Raw genomic sequence first — 16174 nt, forward strand, 5'->3', positions numbered from 1 at the left:
TTGCACAAATGCTTTTCAATGAACCGGAATTTGCAGTATCCTATAAGTAATGACATTTATAGGTTGGAGGAAAGTCGCATGAAATCTTTTCTGATCGGTTTAGTCGTGGCGCTGGCCGCTTTGCTCATTGGCTATCTGGCGGATGACTGGAGCCTCGCTTACTGGATCGCCGGTGCTGTCGGACTCTTGGCGCTGTTATGGGAAGGGCTGATCGCGAGCAGAAGAAGCAGCTCGGCCAGAAGCACGAGTTCTGAAAAGCGGCGGGAGCAGCGGGAGAAACTCGCGAAGATGCGGCGGGCGTTTTACTTCGCTTTGCCGAACCTCATCGTCGCGATTATTGCATTGATGATCTTCGAATGATCCCGCTTGCTCACAGGTATACATGAAAAAGGCGTTCCCGCTGGTGTCTACAACCAGCGGGAACGCCTTTTTCTGTTTTAATCCGCAAGTGCCGCCTGGATATCCGGCGCATGTTCCAGCCGCCGCTGAACGATGCGGAGCCGGATGAAGAACCCGATCGCGGCCGCTGTCAGACCGAGGCTGATGCCGATCCACAGACCGAACGGACCGAGATCCGTAAAGGCCGCAAGCACGTAACCGGTTGGGATGCCGATGACCCAGTAGGAGACGAGCGCGATCCAGAACGGGAGCTGCACATCCTTATAGCCCCGGAGCACCCCTTGGAGTCCGGCCTGCGCCGCATCCGACAGCTGATAGAGAATCGCGATGATGAAGAACTGGCCGGCGAGCGCAATCACCGCCGGATCTGTCGTATAAAATTGGGCGATCGATTCCCGGAAGAAAATGAGGAACACGGCGTTGACCGCCAAAAAGCCGATCCCGCCGAGAACGCCCATCTTGCCGTACTCTTTCGCGTTCTGCAGCTTTCCGCCGCCGACCGAATAACCGACGACAATCGTCAATGCCATCGAGATGCTGAGCGGAATCATGAAAATGAGCGACGTAAAGCTGAGGGCGATCTGGTTCGCCGCGATGGTGACCGTTGTGAATAAAATCCCGACGAGCAGCGTTACCACCGAGAAGATGCTGGATTCAAAAAAGATGGACAGCCCGATCGGAATGCCGATGACAAGCTGTTCTTTCCATGCTTTCACAGAAGGTGCCGGCCACATACGGAACAGCCGGTAATTGCGCACTTTCGGCAGCCGGAACGTCATCCAGATGGAGAACGCCAGCATGATCCAGAACGTGATTGCCGTCGCGTAACCGGCGCCGATCCCGCCGAGTGCCGGGAGACCGAAATTCCCGAAGATGAGCCCGTAATTCAATAGCACGTTGAACGGAACGGCCAGCACCGTGATGTACATCGTGATTGTCGTATAGCCTTGTCCGTCGAAAAAGTTCCGCAGCACATTCGCGATGAACAGCGGCATGATGCCGATTGACAGCCCGACCAAGTAATGGAAGGAAATATAATGCACTTCCGGTTCCAGGTCCATAAACGTCAAAATCGGATTGAGCAGGAAGCTGCCCGCCGCAATGACCAATATGGCGATAATGACCGCCAAATACAGTGATTGGGTGACGAAACTGGCAATTTTCTCTTTCTGCGCGCTGCCGGATAATTGCGCGACGATTGCCGTCACCGCAAGCAGCACGCCATTAATGCCGGTGAAGACCGGCATCCAGAGGCTCGAACCGATCGCGACCCCCGCCAAGTCTTCCGTGCCGACCCGGCCTGACATCATCGTATCGACAAGGTTCATCGCATACAGGCTAAGCTGTGTCACCATGATCGGCCAGAGGACAGAGAGAAATAAAGTTATTTTTTGTTTTTTTGTTTCTGCGTGATGCATACATTTCCCTCCAGATGAATCCGTGTTTCCTGAAATTTAGAGCTATGTTAAACCTTTATTATTGCTGTTTCGCAAAACAGCTTCGCTTTCCGCGGGCTTGCGTCGAACTAACTCGTGCTTGACGCCCGAGTGGATTTCGACACTGCGCTTATCCCGCTGGAGTCTCCGCTGTTGTGCTTCATACGCTAAAACATTAAAAAATCAACACTGTCCTGGTGGCTCTGCACTAAAACATGTTCTTGATTGGTTTCGATAACAAGAGGAACAGCATCAAAGTTAAAAAGGTGAAGATTGAACTTGAATGAAAGAGCGATAAGCGGCGAATCCTACGAAAAGCATCCATCTGAAGTGGTTTTCATTTGTGAAAACGGAGGCTTTTTATACCCTTACCACTACTGCGTGAGAACCACTGTTCTTTAACTTGGTCTAATTTAAATCCCCGCCCAGTATACCGCCCATGCGGCTTCGAGCTTCCGTTCGGTCCGTTCCGCGCCGCCGTATACGAGTTCGACGCAAATGGAATCGATCAGGGCAGAGAAGGCCAGTGTCGCCGTTTTGGCATCCTGCCGGGTGATTTCTTTCTGTTCAACGGCTTGTTCAAACCGTTTCAGATACAGCTCATCCACTTGGTCGATGTACGAATACACCAGCTTCACCGTTTGCTCGTACAGATGGGCAGGCGGGAAAAACGATACCCGGAGCCAGAATTTCAAGCGTGAATCGTGCTCGAACCGGTCAATGGTGCTGCGCACGGCATCGAGCAGGAACTCATCCAGCGGATTGTCGAATTGTTCGTTCACGTACGTTTCTCTATTATGCAGTTCCGCGGAAAAGGTATCTTTCAGCACCTGCAGGAATAAGGCGTCTTTGCTTTCAAAATGCGAGTAAATGGATTGTTTTTTCAGGCCGGTCTCCGCTGCAATTTGTGACAGGGAAGTCCCGTTATAGCCATGTTCAGCGAATAGCACGAGCGCTGCGTCTTTTATTGATTGAGAAGTCATAATTCCGTCCTTTCCTGACGACCGTTCGTAAGGAAGTGTACCAGCAATTCCGCTTAAAAGCAATAAAGGATGATTGGCGGGAAAGAAAACAGTTTTCGGATATTAAAATTTTCTTACTTTTCCTAAATAAGCGGGTTTCAAAACCGCGAAAAACAGGAATTTAAACAGCAATAAGAAAGGAGACGGTTCCAATGGGGAGAGAATTGCTGCAGAGGCTGATCCGGCTGTTCGGGTATGAACAGGAACGAGCCGTGGACGTGGATGAATTGGAACTGGACGCGGAAGTCGGAAGGAAGGCGCGCAAGGACCAGGCATTAACAGCGGTCATTGGTGAAGATCCGTTAGACCAGATCGATTGGCTGATTGCCCATGGATTCGACGAATTGATCAAAGTCCAGAAGCGGATTGACCGGGAGCACACAAAACCGCACATACCGGAACGCAGTCAGCAACTCGCTTCCATGCGGCAAGTGGTCGTGATTGAATGGGTCGCTGCTGAAACCGTGGATGTACCGAAACCACCTGTAAGAAGAGAACCACTCCTCACATACGAATACATCGCCTGCAGCAAAGTCATTCATTATTGGATCCGGAGTTGAAAGATCACTCTGTCAGATTAATCAACCAAATCAAACCCGTCAGCGTATAAGTGCTTGGCGGGTTTCGTTATTGTGGTGAATATCTCCATGCATTTTTTCGATAACAGCCTTAAATAACCTGTAAGTAGAGCCCATTAATAATCGCAAATTAAGCAATCACCTTTTATTTCTACCACTTTTTAGGTATACTAGAAGTCAATAAGTCGGATTTTCCTACTTTCCGACTAGCAAAGTAAATTTACCAGGAGGATGAATACTATGAAGACTCCAGTTAAGTCCATAAGTGATGAAACCTTCAAAAGCCAACATGAAGTGGAAGTTGAAAGCGCCGTCATCAACATTAAGAAAAAAGGACAAATCACCCTGCCGGTCGCTTTCAGAACCGCATTAGGATTAGAAGAAGATGATCAACTTGAAGTGAGCTTGGAAGACGGACGCGTGGTACTGACACCAGTTATCACGATTGCAAAGGATCAGGCGTGGTTCTGGAAGAAGGAGTGGCAAGAGGGCGAGCGAGAAGCACAGCACGATATCGATACCGGCAATGTCAAAAGCTTTACAGACGTAGAAGATGCCATTGCTTCCCTGCGCAACGGGGAGTAGCACATGGCGTATCAGCTGGACATTACCAATCGATTTAGACGCTCATATACTAAACTATCTCCTGAACTACAGGACGCAGTGGATGATGCGATACGCACGCTAGCCAATGGCCGCCCCTATCCGGTGGGCTTACGTGCCAAAAAGATGAAAGGGCATAAGTTCATTTTTGAAGCGTCACCAACCATGGCTTGCCGCATCACCTTCGAGTACGAAAATCCGGACTACATGATCCTCCGAAATGTCGGTGAGCATGATGTCACCTTGAAGAATCCATGACGCATAAGCAGAACAATGACCTTCACTTGGGGGGCATAGGCTGTTCAGTTGTTTTTGGAATGAACACGAATAAAGTCATGAGTGTTTCTTCAAATAAAAGCCAATGCAACGAAAACTCCTGTGAAGAACAGAAGAAGACCCACGCGCCAGCTTCAAGTTACCTGGCTTTCATTGTTTCCATAACCATTGGGTATCCTTGCTGTATATAGAACGGAGCGGGTTCTTACTTTTCATCGCGCTTCGTTCAATACATTGTATAACTGTTATGACAATTATATGGAGGCGGAAACCATGGAAAACGCCAAACGCAAAAGTACAAAGACCGGCAATTCACTCGGCGTCACCATTCCGGAAGAATTGCTTGCGCAAGTCGGATTCAAGCAAGGGGATGATGTCCGGCTGGAAGCGAAGGATGGTACTATCCGTCTTGTGAAAAACCGGAAAACTGTCCTGCCTAAAGATGTCTCTAAGGATTTCTTCGATATTTTGAATGAAACCATCGCTGACTACGATAAGACCATTCGTGGATTAGCGGACAGATAAAATGTGTGACGGATCAGAGATTCTGGCAGTCAGTTACTTGCTAATAGACCGTATTCACCCGTCAGGATAAAAGAGATTTCAGACCGGACAATTGTATAACTCAACGGTTGAACAGCTGATACAGCTGGTATTGGGTGAAGACACATGCTTACAAGATAAACAAAACCCGCCAAAGCAATTGCGCTTGGCGGGTTCAAGTATTATACAGATACAATTTCTTGTTTTTGGGCTAAATCCGGTTCGTTTCGTAGTATTTCCAGCAGCCGGCGGGCAGCGCCGCTCGGTTCATTCGTTCCACGTTCCCAAGATTCAATCGTTTTCACGGATACGCCGATGAGTGCCGCAAATGACTTTTGAGTTAGCTTCAATTCCAGGCGTAACTCTCTAATTTCTTCGGCAGAGAATACAGCCAATTCTTTTATTGCAATAGTTTTCGTTCTTACTTTTGACTGATTCCCCTTTGCATGTTCGATAGCTTGTCCCAGACTTGTTTTCAATTCATTGAAGAACTGATCTTCGTTCATTCGGCATCCATCCTCTCTGAGGTATAAAGGCGTTTTAATTGCTCTGTGAATGGCTTCAGCACCTTTTTCTGATCCGGTTTTAATGTCGCTTGCTGGTTCTTCGGATAAATGAGAAGCAGGATGGTGTGTGAAGAAAGCGGAATATCCAATAGATAATCCGGTAAGCTCCACTTTTTCCTCTTTGTTCCCGTTCAGGTGAAAAGCGCATCTTCCGAAGGCCGCCAGTACCAGATATGACAGCTCCTTGTTCAGGATCTGACAACAACTGAAACTCCAATTCCCGTTGTTCAACGGAGTTGAGGCCAAGTTGCTTCCATTTATGATCGAAATTCTCCACGTACATGAACGTCCTTTTCATTGAATACTCCTCTAGAATTTTCTAATCTCATTCCATTTTACCCTATTTAATAGGGTATTTCAACTTATGAACCCTTTATGCTTTGACTAGCGGCTTATCACTTCTTTAAATCATTCCTTCTTTTAGCAACCAATAAAAACCGCCGCTGCGTCGCCTCGAAATAGCCGTTTTCCTGAATCCCCTTATGAATTACATACAGCTCATCCATATGCCTTTCCACGTCAAAATCCGGCACTTGCCACGGAATTGCCTTCAAGTAATAGATGAGGGCACCGATGTCGTAAAAGCGCTGGGGAGGGGAGGCTTCCCGGCTAAGTGTGACTTGGAGGCCTTCCGATTCGAGTTCTTTTTGTCTCGTTTCAAGCGCCGAGTAGACGGTTCGCGGATTCATCGGCACGCCGAGTGCTTCGTTAATCTCCGCGCAATCCAGCCCGCCGACTTGCTGGGTGATGAATGTGCCGCCATCTTTCAGCATCCGCCGGACTTCTTTCGCGGAATAGGATTTATGCCGGTTGATGATCAAGTCGAACGCACCATCTTCAAACGGCTGTGCTTCTTTATCGTGTTCCTGTTCGATCCGCACGCCGAGCGGCTCCAGCCGGGCTTTCGCCACCGGCACGTTCGGCACGTAGCCTTCCGTCGCGCACACCACATGCGGAAACAGCTGCAGCTTGGACAGGAATTCCCCGCCGCCCGTCCCCATATCGAGCATGGAGTGGGCGTTGCGTATGTAAGGCAAAATAAGACTCCCGTACGACCACGGAAGCAGTCCGTTCTGCAGCCGGCCGGTACCAATGATGAACGAGAAGTCCCAGCCGGAGAAGGGCTGTGCGGCATCGTTTATAAAAGCGGTAAATAACGGATCGTTTCGCACGGCTACTCCTCCAATTCCTCAATTGAAATGCGTGCTGGCATAGCGGATGAGCACGTCCCGTTCGTCCGGATACATCAGCTCCAGCGATTCGATTTCCTCGGCCGTCTTCCAGGCCACTTCGGCAATCAATTCATCTCCTTCCGGTGCTTTTGGCATTCCATCGGTAAGTTCGGTTTTGAAATAATACACCGTCAATTGAATGCCCGCCTGCGGATAGGCGAGTTCTTTCGTCTCCACCAGTTCCGTGACTTGCGCTTCGCAGCCCGTCACTTCCTTAACTTCCTGTTTGACCGCTTGTTCGAGTGCATCATCGTCTTCCGTCACAGCCGTCGGGACGCTCCATTTCTTGTCGTCTTCCGGCGCGCCTTGGAGGATCATCAGCACCCGTCCGTCACCATCCAGGCATAGCTCTGCCGCTCCGGTCCATTTCAACATATACGTCAGCCCCTTTCACTGTTCTTAGTATACCGGAATCTGAAAAAGGGGGCGATGGTGTCACCGGCTGACCGGTTTCTGTGCCGTCCGTTTTTTCAAAGCAAGTTCCGGCACATCTTCACCGCTTTTCACCCGCTTCAGTTGAGCAACGATGATGACGCTGATGATGACAAGCAAAAACCAGGAACTGATTTTACCGATGTGCACGAGCGACCACGCGTCGGTCTGACTCGGGTATTGCCAGGCGCCGAGGTACGTCGTGATGTTCTCGGCGATCCAGATGAAGAACCCGATGAGCACGAACGACACGATCATCGGCATCGTATAGACGCTCGCATTCACCCGGAACGTGACGGACGTCCGGAAGAAAATGATGACGAGCAGCCCGGTCAGCACCCAGCGAAAATCATACGTGAAATGGTGTGTGAAGAAATTGAAATAAATGAGGGCACTGACGCTGAATGCGAACAGCGGCTTCGGCCAGCGGTAAATCTTCAGCTCCATCCGCCGCCACGACTGGCAAATATAGCTTGCAACACTCGCGTACATGAATCCGCTGTAGAGCGGCACGCCGAACAGCTTGCTGAAGGCTTCTTCCGGATATGCCCACGAGCCCATATGCACTTTGTACAGTTCGAGCGCGAGGCCGATCACATGGAAGACGCAAATCACTTTCAGCTCATCCCGCGACTCGACTCCGGACGCCACCATCAGCACTTGCGCCACGAGACAGACGAGCAGGATGAAGTCGTAGCGCGGCAGTCCCGGAATCCGAATAGTTTTGACACCGCCAGCGCCGCGAAAATCACCACCGGAAAAATACAGCACAGCGCCTGCAGGTAGCCGAACGTCAGAAAGTTCTTCATGGAAACCGTCTCCTTTTTGGTTCGTTGTTATAAAAGAGGACGACGGAGAAGAGAAAGTGTTGCTGTTTTTCGTTCTTTTTTTATTGATTATCGATAAAAGTTGTTGCCCGCTGTTATTTCAGGGGCTTGTTAACTGATTCTCCTGCAGGAACCTGACCCTCCATGACGGCCGCAGTTTTTTGTTTCATTCCAATCGTTAAGGGAAAAAAGAGAAAGAGGTCTTTTTATCCGAATGAAATTCGAAAAAAAGGGGGAGTGCCAAGGAATGGCTCTTCAAAAAGAGGAATAACATCATCATAGATATTGACATATAGAACGATATTGAGGAGCGGGCTAGCCCCGTCGAAATAGCAACGAACAGATAGTGGAAAGGGAGAGATTCAGGATGCAAAAAAAAGATTCAGAAGGAACACTGGTTGCGGTCATGGTCGATGAGGAATCGCGGGCGAAGCAAAAAGCGATTCAGGAAGATGAGAAAGTGATTCCGACAGAACCGACGCCGATCTGGAACGTCGCCCACCGCGGCGCTAGCGGTCACGCGCCGGAGCACACATTGGAAGGCTACCGGATGGGCGGTACGATGCTCGGGGACTTCATCGAAGTGGATCTGCAGATGACAAAAGACGGCGTGCTCGTCGCCATGCATGACGAGCGGGTGGACCGGACGACGAACGGCACCGGTCTCGTAAAGGATTTCACGCTCAAAGAACTGAAAAAACTCGATGCCGGTTCGTGGTTCAACGATCTGTATCCGGAAAAAGCGCAGCCGCATTACGTCGGTCTCACCATCCCGACACTTGAAGAAGTCATCGAGGAATTCGGGACGGACGAACGGTATTACATCGAGATCAAAGAGCCGGGCATTTACCCGGGCATGGAAAAAGAACTGATCCGGATTCTCGAAAAATACAAGCTGATCGGCAAGGACCCGAAAGAAAGCCATGTACTCGTCCAGTCATTCAGTCCGGAAAGTCTCCAGAAGCTGCACGAACTCAACTCCATCGTGCCGCTTGTGCAGCTGTTCACCTATTACGGAGACATCGGCACGATCACGGAAGAGGAGTTAAGAGAAATTGATAAATACGCAATCGGCATCGGCGCGAACCACAACGGAATCGACGAAAAGTACGTGCGCCAAGTCGTGGACGCCGGTCTCATGATGCATCCGTATACCGTGAACACGAAAGAAGACATGCGGAAAGTGATCAACTGGGGCGTGACCGGTATGTTCACGAACTTCCCGGATCTCCTGCGGGACGTGCTGAAGGAATATGAAGAGGCGAGCTAAGACCGAGTGAAACAGATAATCACAAAATGCCGCTCTCCATTTAATGGAGGCGGCATTTTTTCATGCTGTTCAAATCGGAATAAATGAGGAAGGAAAAGTGATGGGTCATCTTTAGCAATGACATTTGCAGGCTGTTCATGGCATAGTAGTGTGCCACATCATCTTAAACCATAACGAATTTCATCTTTCAGAGATTCTACTCATCGGCAAACTCGGCATCTTGTTCTGCTTCAACAAATTCCCGGAATAGCGTTTTGAATTTCGTATCTGACCAGATAGCTCTATGTGTTTCCTCTGAAAATTGAATGAAATCATTAATTATCAGGTTATATAGCCGTTGTTCTTCATATGGGAACAGCAACGGATACAGCAGAAAATCTCTTACATTAGCAGTAACTAAAATGCTATCAGCAGCATATGAGCTATAAAGAATCCGTGAATCGGAAACACCGCCATACGCCATTTTCCCGTCAGTAAGAATATCTTTGAAATTAGCCCGTAAATAAGCGGTCATTTTACGGATGGAATGTTCCAATTCATCAGACACAGGAGGAGAAGTCTCCTGACATACATCTAATAATTTTTGCACGCGCATGTTCTCATTCCCGCTTAGTGTGTAGGACTGGATCTCCAGCTCTCTTTTAACTTCAGCAGGAACAAATATAATTGTAGATCCTTCAGCAATTTCAGTCTTTATTTTTCTCCAAAAGACTTTAGCAGCAAGCCTTAAATCGGGTTCACCTGTTTTGCTGGCATAGTATCTTATAACATTCGTATCAACCGTGTATGACTTGAAATCATCCGCCACGGGGCTTAAACTCCAGAGTCCAACTGAGCCAGCACTTCATCAGCAAGCGCTGTTGATTGCTTCTTCAGTTTTGCCCTTTTGTCAATGAACCGTTCCCAATTGGGTTGCTCCATCAGCTGAGCCGTCGCAATGCGCCACTTGCCGCTGCCTTCGAGCGTCTGCTGAGCAGAAAGCTTTCCTTCAGCGCAATAGCGCCGAACCATTTGAGGACTGATACCCATAATTTCTGCGGCATCTCTCACCGTCACGTGAGGTGGAATATTGAATTCACTGCTAAGCGCTTCAAACGCTTCTTGTTTCTCGTCTTCTTCCAGTTCGCGGTCAAGTCTCGCTTTTTCCCGTTCCAACTCTTCATACAGCCGCATCAGCTTTACATATTCCCGCGCACGCTTGCTTTTAATCCGTTCGTCAGAAGGCAGTGACTTTACTGAATTAAGCAATTCGAGCATGTCAATCACCTCGTTTTTCTCTATTATACTTGACCACAAAGCGAAATAAAAGAAAACAACGAAACTTTTGAAACCTGTCGCCGCATTGCCGTCATTAAATATCGCTATTGGAAATTGCGTCTCTGCTGTGTCAGCCGCTATTTAGCTTATTTACGCCAATTGCATGAAAAACTAGCTGTTCTTAATGAAATCAATCGATTTCCAGGGCGATCTCTACTTCTTTATTGAGAAAAAGAAATAGTCATAATCGGACGGAACACAGGGACGGCTTTTAATTGTTTGAAAATATGCACATGGATACAGAACGGCAGAAAACCAAGTGAATAAATTCAGCATACTGAATAATGGGGCATGAAAAAGAACCACCCAGTCAGCGATGGTTCTTTTCGGTATGTATGCGAATGTGGAGAGGTGCGAATCATTTTCAGTTTTGTACGAATTCGTACAAAAACCAGTAAGTGGCGGGTGGTCATACGGCTCCTGGATGTCCCTCGTCCTCGGTCAATGGGTCAGCGGGTGGAATCCTGGGCGTATGATTAGCGTAATTGTCTTCTGTGAGAAGACGGATTCATTTTTCACGTCGCACATTCGCCGGACGCCGGAAGACCGTACATCCGCACATCCCCCGAAGGGAATGCTTCCAAAAGGGGAGAAGAAGATCAGCGTCTCCCGGCTTTTGGAAACACACCCTTACAGGTATGCGTCCACGCCGTTCACTTCTACCATGACCAGCACCGACTGCCGTTCGATTTCGCGGCTCAGACGGTTTGCTTCTTTCATGAGCGCTTCGCTTTCCTTGGCGTAATGCTCGATATCATAAGAACGTTCTGTAATGATGCGTTCACTGCCGCCGTATACGTTCTGGACACTGGTTTTCTTCTGATTGCCAAGCAATTCGAACAGCGCCGCTTTCCGGCGGACCTGTTTCACATAATCCAGTGCACTGGCGAGGTTCAAGTTCACTTCACTGCCATTCGCCTTCGTATGCGTCACAACCGTCCCACGGTTCGCGTCATGGAGTTTATCCGCCACTTGAATCGACAAGGCGTTCAGTTCATCGAGCTTGCCGATCGCCGCTTCCAATTCCTCAACGGAAACCGATTCCGTTTCGATATCACCGTTCGTTTCTGTATAAGCGCCTTCTGCAATTTGCGCTTCCGCTTTATTCGCTTCTCTGCGCAGTGTGGACTGAAGCTGGAGCAGTTCGGAAATCGAAAGTGTGGTTGCCATGGTTTCAACATCCCTTCAATGATGGATTTAATGCGAATTAAAGGCACAGCACCAGGAAACGGGCCGTTCGTATTCAGTGACTGGCGCGTTGTCTGTATTGAAATGCACCCGATTATGACTTCGCTGAGAAAGCAAGTTTTCAATTAGCCTACAGGAAATCCGCTTCATTGTAAATCAAAAAGAGGGAAATTAAGGAAGAGACAGAAAGGCTCAAAATAGGTTCGATTGAATGAAGGAACACGGCCCATCAACACACTTATCAGGCAACTTAGAGAATTATGGAGATATATGGTAACCTAAAAAGAAAGGGGGAAGTCCATGTCTTACGATCTGTTACCGGAACACCTTTGGTATCTTGATATCCTCTTGCTATTCGTCGGAACCGGCTTGCTAATGTGGCTGTTCAGCAAGGTCGTATACAAACGGTTCGGGATCAAAAAGCTGTATTTCAATAGTAATCAACACGTGAACAACACCCACCGAAAATGGGACTTGACCACCCGCTCTGTCTATCTGTCTATTTTTGTTCTTATCTTTTTATTCACCTTGGCACAGAATATCTATATCCCATGGATTTTTTTGCTGCTCTTGCCACTGTACCTGATACAAACCGTGTTGGCCGCAGTCATGGAGTGGAAGCATGGAAGAGGACGCACAGTAGCCATTGCCACCATCGTGCAAATCGGATTCTTTTTTAGTGTCGTTGCTTTTCTAGTAGCTATTCTTTTCCTGGGGATCTGGCGTGCGTGAAATCAGGATCAATAGAAATAAGGAAATAGACTATTTGAACCGAGGAGGGATTGATCGGTATGCGGTAAAAATGAAGAGGATACGTGGAAGCGATCGACTAGGGTGGAACCGGCATATTCCCCAACTTTTCTGTTGTATCGTGAAATAGGCTAAAAAAGTACGGGTAAGTGAAATAGAATCCACAACGAAATCGCGGGTTTTCTTTGCTATGAGTCGTAGTTTTAAAACTTACTTTGATTGTAAAAGAGAAAATGTTAGTGAAGGCTATTCGCCGTAATTCACTTTAACTCCCCATCTACTTTTTCGAGTCGCATAACTGTTCTCTGTGGAAGGGGACAGGTTTTGGAATTTTGTATTACAGAAAATTTTTTGCACATAGACATCTATTAATTAAATGTAGTAGTTAAACCGCATTGAAACAGTCAAAAAATTAAAACCATATCTAGCATTTAGCTTCATTTTTTAAATGATCAAACAATTAATGGGATAATTACGGTAAACTAAAAGGAAAGAAAATTGTGATGCCTTGGAATTTTCCATTAAAGCGTTTAAATTTTACCTGTTTTCGTTAATCGTTAGAGATTTTCTGCTTGATGACGCACAAAAGATTGGGCGTTAAGCAAAAAAGATTTTTTAATAATAGGAAGTTGAAGAATGAAATAGACATCAAATCGTCATTTAAGTAATGACAGTCGTCATGTCAATCATAAGGATGACATATTACGAATTATTGAAAAAGCTCATAATTGAGAACTTATATATTTTGGGGAGAATAATTTACTATGAAAGAAATTAAAAAATACCAAGATAGAGATATAAACGATGAAATTGAGAAAAAAATAAATACTCTTAATAAAACTCGAGACAACAGACTAGAGATGAGTAAAAGGTTAACGAGTTATGACGATAAATGGAAAGTAGTGTTTTTCTTTCTAAACATAGAAGCAGTGATATTTATACTGCTGGCTCTTAGTGAGACAAACATAGATGAAATTTTGCCAGGAGAAATTTTTTCCCTCTTCTCAGGTATCTTTTCAATCTATGTAATATTGCTTCAGTATTATATTAATAGTTTGAATTATAGAGAGAGAGCTCTAAGAATGCATTATCATCAGTTAGATATTGAAGATTTAATTTTGAAATTTAAAGTGGTTTTTCTTAAGAAAAAAGACCCGGAAAACTCAATTGAATATTCCGAGGCTATTAAGGATTATAAGACTATAATGTTTAAATATCAGTCCATATTAAAAAATAATGAAAACCATAGTCCTATTGATAATAAAGTTAACGAATTTTATAGATCAAACATAGATTCGCAGAAAGCAAACAAGGATTGTAAGTTATTTAGAAAGTGGAAACCCTTAGATTTGACCGTCGATAATACAATTCTTTATTTAAATGTCTTTTTTACTTTCGGGCTTTTGGTAATTCTAGTTGGAGTGTTGTGGGTTATTTCCTAATTAGGAGGAGTATTATGTTGAATGATAGTTTAGATATACCAATGCTAACGTTGAGATATGGAGAGTCTTTATCAAAATCGAAGTTATATAACCCGCAGACGATTTCAATATTAAATTTGATTAAGAAAAACGAAAATAATGTTTTATTGAATGAACTTGAAAAAGGAGTAGAAGAGTTTTGTGAAGATAATACCCTGCATATTTCTCGAGATTTTGTATATAAAAACGATTACTTTACACCCCGTAATATGCACTTAATCTCGCCCCTTTATTATTTGTATTACACTAAAATAGTTTTTGAAATCGCTCGAAGTTACTTAAATGGAATGGAGACGTTGAATTTCTCATCTAAAAGACTGAAATCTTTTTACTCAGGAAGATTAGAGTTTTCTTTGGATAAAGAAAAAGTAAGTGAGAATTCAAATTTTAATAGTAGTTACAAACATTTCCAAAAAGAAAGAGAAAAGTATTTTGGACACCCCGCACTGAAGATTGATTTAAAAGACTTTTTTTCTTCAATTAAGGTTGTAAACTTGAAAGAAAAACTTGAAAAGCATATTGGCAGAAATCCAGCTATTGATGATTTAGTACTTTTCTATTCATTTTGCGGTTTTTCTTCATTACCTCAATTTCATTATTCGATAGCTTCTTCAATATTATCACAATTTTATTTACAAGACTTTGATAACAAAATGAAGAGTTTGTTGGATGAAGAAGAATTAATCCTAATTCGCTTTGTTGATGATATGTTTATAATTCCAGAAGATAAGACAGTAGTAGAAAAAAGAAATAATACACTTTTGCAGATAATTAATCATTGGCTCTGGGAAGATGAATTAGTTTTAAATTCTTCTAAGACAAAATTATTGAGTGCAGAGGAGTATGAAATTGACTTTCAAACGTTGCTTGATTATGAGGAGAATAATTCATTTTTGAGCGAAAAGAAAATAGAAGAACAAGCTAAAGAAATAATAAGTAATGGAAATTTTAAATACCTATTACTAGAGTTAAACAAGTTAGAAAAAGATGAAGGAGTCAATCTTAGCGCTTATAAATCCTTAACTGATGAATATGTTTCAATAGGTGGTGAAGATACATATAAAATCATCAATAATATTATTTATTCTCGAAAGTGGGAAATGATGAACGATAAAGACTTAATTGAGATAATAAAGAAATGGAAATACGTTCTGTATAATCCATCTCAATTCACGGTCTTGTATGTAATGATTTGCAGGTACTTAGAAAACAGAAGTAAAGTTGACGGTAGCCCAATCCGTAAACTTTTAAATTATTTACTAAGAAGAGATAATTTCACCTTTCGTGATACTTTAGTTGCCGCCGCTTATCTTTTCCAGAACAAAAAGAAACACAGCGATCTTTTAGATAAAATTTCAGCCATCAATAATGATTACGTAAAATTTATGAAAATGTATATTTCGGACTAGATTAAGATAAAAGAGCCGAGCATTTACCCGGACATAGAAAAAGAACTGATTCGGATCCTCGAAAAGTGTAAACTATCGGCAAGGACCCTAAAGAAAGCCATATACTCATCCAGTCATTCAGCCCCGAAAATCTCCAGAAACTGCATGAACTCTATCTCATCGTGCAATTGTTCATATACCATGAAGAAATTAATACGATTTTGGGAGAAGAGTGGAGCAAAATGACGACTATACGATCGGAATCGGCGCAAACACAAAGGGATCGACGAGAAGTACGTGCGCCAAGTCGTGGACGCAGATCTCATGATGCACCCGTACACGGTGAATACGAAAGAAGATATGCGGAAAGTGATCAACTAGGGCGCGTGACCGGCAAGTTCGTGAACTTGCCGGATCTCTTGTGGGACGTGCTGAAGGAATGTGAAAAGGCAGGGGCAAGCTAAGGCTGAGTAAAGTAGACCATCATAAAAATGCCGCTCTCCACCAATGGGGAGCGGCATTCTTTATGGTTTTATTCGATTTAAAATAAGCAAGGAAGGAAAAGTGCTAATGCCGTCTTCTGCAATGGCTGAAGTTCTAAACTACTGCAATGAGGAGTGATGTATACTGTATATAGTGTAGCCTGCGTGAAGAGGGAAATGGAATCAGTAAGTCCCTGTCTATAGTCAAAGTAAAATGATAAAATTAAATCATGCAACCGAATAGGGAGCTCAAGGGCGGTCGGCCATCCCCGAACGAAAGGGGGTGGTAAAGATGACAGTTTACGAAGCATTAATGTTTGCAGTGGCGTTTGCAGGCTTGGTGCTGGTCATAGCTTCATCAGACCAGAAAAAATAACCCGCCCC

General features: G+C 45.0%; 17 protein-coding genes and 1 pseudogene. 9 read left to right on the plus strand and 9 right to left on the minus strand.

What is annotated here, in order from left to right; translation table 11 throughout:
• Positions 1-78: 78 nt before the first annotated feature.
• On the plus strand, positions 79-360 hold the full coding sequence (locus B0X71_RS03245; protein WP_077588097.1) for a DUF5316 family protein: 282 nt from the start codon (positions 79-81) through the stop codon (positions 358-360).
• Between the two features lie 77 nt (positions 361-437).
• Here the strand turns inward: B0X71_RS03245 and B0X71_RS03250 are convergent, their stop codons facing one another.
• A complete protein-coding gene (locus B0X71_RS03250; RefSeq protein WP_077588098.1) occupies positions 438-1817 on the minus strand; it encodes an MATE family efflux transporter in 1380 nt (459 codons plus the stop codon).
• Between the two features lie 431 nt (positions 1818-2248).
• Positions 2249-2818: a TetR/AcrR family transcriptional regulator gene (locus B0X71_RS03255; protein WP_077588099.1), complete on the minus strand. Its 570-nt coding sequence runs from the start codon at positions 2816-2818 to the stop codon at positions 2249-2251.
• Between the two features lie 191 nt (positions 2819-3009).
• On the opposite strand from B0X71_RS03255, the gene B0X71_RS03260 reads away from it, so the two are divergent.
• The 4 genes from B0X71_RS03260 (at position 3010) to B0X71_RS03275 (ending at position 4839) form a co-directional block, all read left to right on the plus strand.
• On the plus strand, positions 3010-3417 hold the full coding sequence (locus tag B0X71_RS03260) for a hypothetical protein (RefSeq protein WP_077588100.1): 408 nt from the start codon (positions 3010-3012) through the stop codon (positions 3415-3417).
• 258 nt (positions 3418-3675) lie between these two features.
• Positions 3676-4020 carry an AbrB/MazE/SpoVT family DNA-binding domain-containing protein gene (locus tag B0X71_RS03265; protein WP_156889785.1) on the plus strand — a complete coding sequence of 115 codons (345 nt, stop codon included), beginning with the start codon at positions 3676-3678 and terminating at the stop codon, positions 4018-4020.
• A gap of 3 nt (positions 4021-4023) precedes the next feature.
• Positions 4024-4296 (plus strand): type II toxin-antitoxin system RelE/ParE family toxin, encoded by a 273-nt coding sequence (locus B0X71_RS03270; RefSeq protein WP_077588102.1) that lies wholly within the window; start codon positions 4024-4026, stop codon positions 4294-4296.
• Positions 4297-4587: 291 nt separating this feature from the next.
• The gene (locus B0X71_RS03275) at positions 4588-4839 is read left to right on the plus strand and encodes an AbrB/MazE/SpoVT family DNA-binding domain-containing protein (protein WP_077588103.1); all 252 of its coding nucleotides are present in this window, start codon (positions 4588-4590) and stop codon (positions 4837-4839) included.
• 200 nt (positions 4840-5039) lie between these two features.
• Here the strand turns inward: B0X71_RS03275 and B0X71_RS03280 are convergent, their stop codons facing one another.
• The 4 genes and pseudogenes from B0X71_RS03280 to B0X71_RS03300 all read right to left on the minus strand — a co-directional run bounded on the left by B0X71_RS03280 (position 5040) and on the right by B0X71_RS03300 (position 7896).
• Positions 5040-5534, minus strand: coding sequence for a helix-turn-helix domain-containing protein (locus B0X71_RS03280; protein ID WP_232336770.1), 495 nt, complete (start codon positions 5532-5534; stop codon positions 5040-5042).
• 284 nt (positions 5535-5818) lie between these two features.
• On the minus strand, positions 5819-6595 hold the full coding sequence (locus B0X71_RS03290; RefSeq protein WP_077588105.1) for a class I SAM-dependent methyltransferase: 777 nt from the start codon (positions 6593-6595) through the stop codon (positions 5819-5821).
• Between the two features lie 18 nt (positions 6596-6613).
• Entirely contained in the window at positions 6614-7030 is a 417-nt protein-coding gene (locus tag B0X71_RS03295) for an NUDIX hydrolase (RefSeq protein ID WP_077588106.1), read from the minus strand.
• 60 nt (positions 7031-7090) lie between these two features.
• Positions 7091-7896: pseudogene (locus B0X71_RS03300) on the minus strand (DUF817 domain-containing protein).
• A gap of 385 nt (positions 7897-8281) precedes the next feature.
• On the opposite strand from B0X71_RS03300, the gene B0X71_RS03305 reads away from it, so the two are divergent.
• A complete protein-coding gene (locus B0X71_RS03305) occupies positions 8282-9184 on the plus strand; it encodes a glycerophosphodiester phosphodiesterase (RefSeq protein ID WP_077588107.1) in 903 nt (300 codons plus the stop codon).
• Positions 9185-9380: 196 nt separating this feature from the next.
• On the opposite strand, the gene B0X71_RS03310 is transcribed toward B0X71_RS03305, so the two are convergent.
• The 3 genes from B0X71_RS03310 to B0X71_RS03320 all read right to left on the minus strand — a co-directional run bounded on the left by B0X71_RS03310 (position 9381) and on the right by B0X71_RS03320 (position 11671).
• Complete coding sequence (locus tag B0X71_RS03310) at positions 9381-9992, minus strand: PIN domain-containing protein (protein ID WP_077588108.1); 612 nt, start codon at positions 9990-9992, stop codon at positions 9381-9383.
• Positions 9993-9997: 5 nt separating this feature from the next.
• On the minus strand, positions 9998-10441 hold the full coding sequence (locus B0X71_RS03315; RefSeq protein WP_077588109.1) for a helix-turn-helix domain-containing protein: 444 nt from the start codon (positions 10439-10441) through the stop codon (positions 9998-10000).
• A gap of 690 nt (positions 10442-11131) precedes the next feature.
• Positions 11132-11671, minus strand: coding sequence for a hypothetical protein (locus B0X71_RS03320; RefSeq protein WP_077588110.1), 540 nt, complete (start codon positions 11669-11671; stop codon positions 11132-11134).
• A gap of 318 nt (positions 11672-11989) precedes the next feature.
• Between B0X71_RS03320 and B0X71_RS03325 the strand changes: the two genes are divergently transcribed.
• The 3 genes from B0X71_RS03325 to B0X71_RS03335 all read left to right on the plus strand — a co-directional run bounded on the left by B0X71_RS03325 (position 11990) and on the right by B0X71_RS03335 (position 15329).
• Positions 11990-12421 (plus strand): DUF4181 domain-containing protein, encoded by a 432-nt coding sequence (locus B0X71_RS03325; protein WP_077588111.1) that lies wholly within the window; start codon positions 11990-11992, stop codon positions 12419-12421.
• A 782-nt stretch (positions 12422-13203) separates the two neighbouring features.
• A complete protein-coding gene (locus B0X71_RS03330; RefSeq protein WP_077588112.1) occupies positions 13204-13881 on the plus strand; it encodes an SLATT domain-containing protein in 678 nt (225 codons plus the stop codon).
• 14 nt (positions 13882-13895) lie between these two features.
• Positions 13896-15329, plus strand: coding sequence for an RNA-directed DNA polymerase (locus B0X71_RS03335; protein WP_077588113.1), 1434 nt, complete (start codon positions 13896-13898; stop codon positions 15327-15329).
• Positions 15330-16174: the final 845 nt, after the last annotated feature.

The organism is Planococcus lenghuensis (assembly GCF_001999905.1).
GTDB classification, from domain to species: Bacteria; Bacillota; Bacilli; order Bacillales_A; family Planococcaceae; genus Indiicoccus; species Indiicoccus lenghuensis.

What these genes read in the sequence shown, in the direction of transcription:
- B0X71_RS03260 (WP_077588100.1), top strand. Translation starts at nt 3,010, where the DNA reads ATGGGGAGAGAATTGCTGCAGAGGCTGATCCGGCTGTTCGGGTATGAA.
- B0X71_RS03270 (WP_077588102.1), top strand. Translation starts at nt 4,024, where the DNA reads ATGGCGTATCAGCTGGACATTACCAATCGATTTAGACGCTCATATACT.
- B0X71_RS03315 (WP_077588109.1), bottom strand. Translation starts at nt 10,441, where the DNA reads ATGCTCGAATTGCTTAATTCAGTAAAGTCACTGCCTTCTGACGAACGG.
- B0X71_RS03275 (WP_077588103.1), top strand. Translation starts at nt 4,588, where the DNA reads ATGGAAAACGCCAAACGCAAAAGTACAAAGACCGGCAATTCACTCGGC.
- B0X71_RS03250 (WP_077588098.1), bottom strand. Translation starts at nt 1,817, where the DNA reads ATGCATCACGCAGAAACAAAAAAACAAAAAATAACTTTATTTCTCTCT.
- B0X71_RS03295 (WP_077588106.1), bottom strand. Translation starts at nt 7,030, where the DNA reads ATGTTGAAATGGACCGGAGCGGCAGAGCTATGCCTGGATGGTGACGGA.
- B0X71_RS03265 (WP_156889785.1), top strand. Translation starts at nt 3,676, where the DNA reads ATGAAGACTCCAGTTAAGTCCATAAGTGATGAAACCTTCAAAAGCCAA.
- B0X71_RS03330 (WP_077588112.1), top strand. Translation starts at nt 13,204, where the DNA reads ATGAAAGAAATTAAAAAATACCAAGATAGAGATATAAACGATGAAATT.
- B0X71_RS03305 (WP_077588107.1), top strand. Translation starts at nt 8,282, where the DNA reads ATGCAAAAAAAAGATTCAGAAGGAACACTGGTTGCGGTCATGGTCGAT.
- B0X71_RS03320 (WP_077588110.1), bottom strand. Translation starts at nt 11,671, where the DNA reads ATGGCAACCACACTTTCGATTTCCGAACTGCTCCAGCTTCAGTCCACA.
- B0X71_RS03335 (WP_077588113.1), top strand. Translation starts at nt 13,896, where the DNA reads ATGTTGAATGATAGTTTAGATATACCAATGCTAACGTTGAGATATGGA.
- B0X71_RS03325 (WP_077588111.1), top strand. Translation starts at nt 11,990, where the DNA reads ATGTCTTACGATCTGTTACCGGAACACCTTTGGTATCTTGATATCCTC.
- B0X71_RS03255 (WP_077588099.1), bottom strand. Translation starts at nt 2,818, where the DNA reads ATGACTTCTCAATCAATAAAAGACGCAGCGCTCGTGCTATTCGCTGAA.
- B0X71_RS03245 (WP_077588097.1), top strand. Translation starts at nt 79, where the DNA reads ATGAAATCTTTTCTGATCGGTTTAGTCGTGGCGCTGGCCGCTTTGCTC.